This window comes from Pedobacter sp. 01T416_2 (genome assembly GCF_056398925.1).
Window position 1 is genome coordinate 1 of the sequence record NZ_JBFTQI010000352.1, and the last position, 5,955, is coordinate 5,955.

The window sequence follows — 5,955 nt, forward strand, 5'->3', positions numbered from 1 at the left end:
GGTTGGCCCACCATAGTACGCGTAACAAAGGATCCATCTACCGGTTGATTATTATATAATTCAGTTACCTTATTGTTATAGGTAGAGATATTAAATGAGGTACTCCACTTCACTTCCCCAACCAGGTTTTCACTATTGATATTGAAATCCCATCCTTTTCCAACCATCGAACCAATATTCTCTAAGATAGTCGGGAATCCAGTTGTAGATGGAATTGGCCTGTTCTGTAAAAGATCTTTTGTTTTTTTATGATAATAATCTGCACTAAGTGTTAATCTATTTTTAAATAAAGCCAAATCTAAACCTAAATCGAATTGTCTGGTCGATTCCCATTTAAGATCAGGACTCCCCAATGCATTTAAAGCAAAACCAGGCTGATCATCATAGTTAAATCCTGTTCCGAACAATTTTCTACTTGTAAAGTTTCCGATACCTTCCTGATTACCCGTTAAACCGTAGCTTGATCTTATTTTTAAATTAGAAATTGCAGTGATATCCTTCATGAAAGATTCTTCACTAACCACCCATCCACCAGAAACTGAAGGGAAATAGCCAATTCTTCCCTTAGTAGGGAATTTAGTCGAGCCATCTCTTCTGATCGATCCACCTAACAAGTATTTATTCTCCCACGCTAAATTTACACGACCTAAATAAGATTCTAATCTATAGTTGGTAAAAGAAGAAGTTCCACCTGTAATTTTCGCAGCAGAGGTTAAATAAGGTGTTTCGTTAGAAGGGAAATTCTGTCCATCTACGCGGTTGTTATCCCTGTTATTCCATTGAAATTCGTAAACTAAAGTTCCATCAACCGTTAATTTATTATCAATGAATTTTTTCAGGTAAGATAATGTTTGCGTAGTTAAATAATTTTGAGTTTGAACATATCCACTACTTGCGGCACCAATTGTTCCGTTACCAGCTAAAGAAGTAGAAGGATCAAAAGTTCTTTGATCTAGGTAAGTATAGTCAATACCAACTGAAGATTTAAACTTTAATTCTGGTAAGATTTTAACCTCAGCATATGTAGAGTTAAAAATATTACTCAATCCAACATAATTCTTAGATTCGAACATGTGTACAGGATTATTAAAATCATTACTTGCAAAGGTACCGTTTGCATTATAAACAGGTTGATCTGGGCGCGCAATTAAGGCTCTAGGGAAAGGAGAGAAGATACTATTATCAACAGGGGTTTCGGCACGATCAGATTTTGAAATGGCGATATTACTTCCGATTTTGATGAAATCGTTCACCTGGTGATCAACACTCAAGCGAATAGCATATCTTTTGAATGATCCGTTCAATAATTTAGAGTCCTGATTAAAATAATTTAATGACGTGTAAAATTGTGTTTTTGCATTACCACCCGAAGCCACCGAAAACTGCACATTCTGCACCAATGATTTATCTCGTTGAATTGCATCTAACCAGTTCACATCTGCTTCTGGATTATTTATTTGGGCTTGAGTAAACTTAGCAGGTAAATTTGAATTAACTAAAGCTTCATTATACATTTGACGATAAGAAGATGCACCTAAAAAATCCTTAGTCCCGGCAAAGGACTGGTAACCGTTATAGGCATTTAAATTGATGATCGATTTACCACTTGCTGATCCTTTTTTAGTTGTAATTAAAACAACGCCATTTGATCCCCTTGAACCATATATTGCTGCTGCCGATGCATCTTTTAATACTTCGATAGAGGCAATATCTTCGCTATTTAAATTGGCCAGCGGAGAAATGCCTGAACCAGCAGAGATAGGGGTTGTTCCACTATTTGAAGGCAGAATTACCCCATCTATTACATAAAGCGGATCATTACCCGCTAAAATAGAAGACCTACCACGAATATTTACTTGGATTGGGGAACCTGGACGACCTCCTCCCGAAGTTACCTGAACTCCAGCTAAACGACCTTGTAATGCCTGGGCAACACTAGGAACAGGTTGATTTTTAATGGCATCTCCGGATATTCTTGCAATGGAGTTGGTTATTGTTTTTGTACTTTGAGTACCATAACCTACAACAACAACCTCTTGTAGTGCTTTGGTATCATTTGCTAAGGCAACATTAATTACATTAGCGGAACCGATTAATTTGGTTACAGAAATAAAGCCAACAAAATTGAATTCTAATTCTTTTGAACCGTCAGCTTTAAGGGAATACTTTCCATTAGAATCTGTAACAGTACCCATCTGAGTGCCTTTTACTTTTACACTTACTCCAGGGATCGGCAAATTGTCCTCTGTAGAAGTAACTGTACCTGTTATTGTTCTATCTTGAGCCACTGCAGCAATTGCAATAAACATCAATAGAAACAAACTTTGTAGAAGTTTTTTCATGAAATTTAAGTTAGTAAATGATTAGTTTTAATTTAAAAAGCGCTAAGATAGCGCTGGATTGGAGAACTTTAACTAAAACCATAGTATATGACTTCTTAATGACATGATGCAACTTCGGAAAGTATGTCTCTTTAAAACTACTTATTAAGTTTAATTCTGCAATTAGCTATTCGCATATAAAATATTTTACAATTTCATAAAAACAAAATCTTTTAAATCAGAGCTAACAAACCCAAATTGATCGTGTAATTTTTCTAATAAAAGTCCACAAAAAAGTAATAGGAGTGATCTCATCCATCACTCCTATTACTTTTTTAATTATATTTAGAAAATTAGTCTTACTTATTAAAGCATTAATATACCCAAATAAATCTCTGTTTTATGCCCGGCTTTTGTGCAAAATCTATCCTTGCTTTTACAGAAAATACTGATGCGTAGCTCGTTCCTTTATAACTTGAAGGAATCCAATCAATATCGAATGCTTTCTCAGCAATAATTAAACGTTTGGTTACCGGAATCCCATCTGCCACGTAATGGGCCTCATAAGTAGCTTTTCCATTTTTATCGATATTGGTAATTAAATCTGCATCAAGCGTACCATCTGCATTTTTATTATCCTTTAAAATAACTCTTTTTAATTCGGTCCCCAGTAGAGAAATATATTGGTCGATTGAGGCAATTGGAACTGGAATGCTTGCCTTTTCTTTAATCACCGGATCTGTTGTACTCACTTCAACTTTTATGCGATTAATACTTACCGTATCTAAATATATAAGTTTTTTAAGATCATAATTATACCGTAAGAATACTTTACCATCATTGTTAAAAGCATACCAATTACCCGTTCTTGAATTATCCTTATAAATACCCCTTAAAAAAACTTTATCCTCATCTTTTACGATGGAATAAACTCCATCAAGCTTCTTTGAGTCATTCATCGCGTATACAACTTTAGTTTGATCTGATAACGATGACGTTTTTTGTTCTTGGGCTTGACATAATTGTAATGTTACAAAAACGGCAAGAGTTGATAAATAAATTTTCATTTTAGAGCTGATTAGTTAAGTGTTTTAAATATACAAATTAATTAACAAAAAAAATGTCCTTTGAACTCATTCAAAGGACATTAAAACTAATTAATCTGAGTGTTTATCTAGCAGATTTATACTTTACAATTAGTGTATAAGTTCTTTTTGTTGCAGTTTGATTCCAATCGAAGTTAAGCGTAAATGTTTTAGTTGCCGGATCGTACTTGTTTATAGAACCAGGTATGTTAGCCAACGTAGCGTTTCCTAGTGCTTTCATGGTTACCAAATTAGTAGCAGGGTCAATTGTTGCCTGTAGGTTGTCGATACCACCAACACCAGAGGCATTACCAGCCCATTTTAAGTTCCCTATTTGCACCGTATTAGCGCCAACTGTAGTAAATGTTACATCTGCATTCGCTGCTGTACTACCATTTAAACCATCGTTAACTGTTGGTGTAGTTGGATTGCTATAACGTTGCACAAAACTACCAGCTTGCATGGCATAAACACCATCCCAAATATTCTTTGCACTAACATTCAATAAAATAGTACCAAAATTTCCGCTGATAATTCCCGAAGAGGCAGAGGTAATCGTTAATGGCAATACCTCAGAAACTGCGAAGTTAAAAGTTGAAGGTTTTAATAAAACATTGAATGTTGCCTTATTAGTACCGGCTTTAATTACAACCTCGGTTGCAGAAAGTGTATAACTCACTGGCTGAAGTAATTCGTAATGATTACCTGTTGCCGTGTTATATTCAGTAATTTTTGAGGTAGCACCTACAGCTATTTTAACAGTTATATCTTGAGGAGCTGTTGCTTCGGGCCCAGAATAACTTACTGTAATCGGCAAACTTGGCAATGATGTCGATTCGTAAGAAAACGAATACAATGGTGATGGTGTCCCGTTTGTTACAATCTGTGCCGGATTAGCAAATTCAATTACGTTATGTCCTTTAGCAGGATCTAAGACCAAAGAGTCATCTTTTAAGCAAGAAGTAAGCGACGTTACCGCAAGAAAAAGGGCTAATGATTTATAAATATATTTTTTCATGATTTCTATAATATTAATTTAAATCCCAGAATATTCTTGATCCAAATAAAGTAACTCCGCCAGGAACATTAGCTGGATTTAAGTTATATTCTTGTTGTGGGTACAAAATTCTTCCCAATAACTTATCAGATCTTGTTGAAGTTGATTGTTTAGAGGCAAAAGTTAGGCGGCCATCAGCAGAACCCTCCACAATTTTAGGATATCCTGTTCTTTTAAATTCATTGAACGCTTCATCACAATGAATTACATTCATTGCAATGTATTTCTGGGTTATAATTGCTTCAATTTGAGCTGGTAAAGTTCCAGTAACAGGGTAATTTACTAAAGGGTTAGTAGGGTTTTCTGTAGTCTGGTAAGCAGCTGATTCCGAGACATAATCCCATCCAGCAATTGCAGCACCTGTTTGATCTGAATAAATGTATTTGAATGATGCCTTAATACCTTCGTCGAATGCTGTTTTCGCACTCCCGGTTAAATATCCTCTGGCAAATGCTTCTGCCTGAAGAAAGCGGCTTTCTGCGGCAAGCATTAGTGGCTGTCCTTGAGACGGACCTTTAGCAACCCCGATATAAGGCGTGTTTGCATCAGTTCCGGTAAACCAAGATGTTGATCCTGATGGCGGTACAATAGTAGAGCCTACGTTTTCTTCACCTAGCCTGTTTGTTGCCGTGCCTGGGAATCCTCTATACATAGCATAACCTCTACCTTGATCTGAAATTTTAGTGCCATTATAGAAAGTAAATATCCATTGAGTCGGAATAGCCTGACTTTGTGATCTAGCGTTGTCACTTCCAAAGGCCAACGAATTATACAATGGATTTTGTCTGTTTGCTTCTTTAACATATCCTGGGTTTACAAGTGCATCGGTTGCTAAGAAACCAACAGTTGTGTTCAATGCAGCGAATTCAGTTGTTGCATAAGAAGCTTGAGCAGGAACACCCGCCATTTTTATTAGCAAACGCAATTTAATTGTATTCGCAAACCTTTTCCAAAGGTTCATATCACCTTTAAATAGCGGGTCTGTACTTGCAACAACGGCATTGGCAACGTTTCCAGCCTGGCCATCGTTTATTAACTTAATACCAATTGTTAATTGAGAAACCAAATCCTTGTAGATATCCTCAGCTTTATCATATTTTGGAGTAAGAATGGCACTTCCCTTTAATGCTTCTGAATAGGGAACATCATTGTACTGATCAACCAATTTAGAGAACATGAAAGCTTTCATTATTCTAGCAATAGCTGTAGAATATGCTAATGACGGTGTTGTAGCTGTATTATCAATTACGTATTGATAATCAGTTCCGTTGTCATAAACAGATGTAAACAGATTGGTAAAATTACTTGCTGTATATGCATAGGTTACGCCTGCGCCATAACCTCCGACGCCGTAAATATTAGCCGCAAATCCTCCTGGAAAATAGTAGGCACTATTGTAGGCCTGAGAGATAGATGCTGAACCCACAATTGCTTGTGGTAATACCAACGCAGGCGTCGAGCTAGTGGAGCTATTTGTGTTGGTGTTTATATC

The 5,955-nt window shown here is 36.3% G+C and carries 4 protein-coding genes; all 4 read right to left on the minus strand.

Going from position 1 to position 5,955, the window contains the following annotated elements; genetic code table 11:
- Positions 1–2,342, minus strand: a 2,342-nt coding sequence (locus tag AC1DPQ_RS15275; protein ID WP_477610068.1) for a SusC/RagA family TonB-linked outer membrane protein, incomplete at its 3' end; no start/stop codon positions are given.
- 353 nt (positions 2,343–2,695) lie between these two features.
- Positions 2,696–3,388 (minus strand): hypothetical protein, encoded by a 693-nt coding sequence (locus AC1DPQ_RS15280; protein ID WP_477581006.1) that lies wholly within the window; start codon positions 3,386–3,388, stop codon positions 2,696–2,698.
- A 103-nt stretch (positions 3,389–3,491) separates the two neighbouring features.
- Entirely contained in the window at positions 3,492–4,424 is a 933-nt protein-coding gene (locus tag AC1DPQ_RS15285) for a DUF1735 domain-containing protein (RefSeq protein ID WP_477581004.1), read from the minus strand.
- Positions 4,425–4,437: 13 nt separating this feature from the next.
- On the minus strand, positions 4,438–5,955 hold a 1,518-nt coding region (locus AC1DPQ_RS15290; protein WP_477610070.1), incomplete at its 5' end, for a SusD/RagB family nutrient-binding outer membrane lipoprotein.

Bases quoted from the DNA above. Each gene is read 5' to 3' on its own strand.
- AC1DPQ_RS15280 (WP_477581006.1), bottom strand. From the start codon at position 3,388: ATGAAAATTTATTTATCAACTCTTGCCGTTTTTGTAACATTACAATTA.
- AC1DPQ_RS15285 (WP_477581004.1), bottom strand. From the start codon at position 4,424: ATGAAAAAATATATTTATAAATCATTAGCCCTTTTTCTTGCGGTAACG.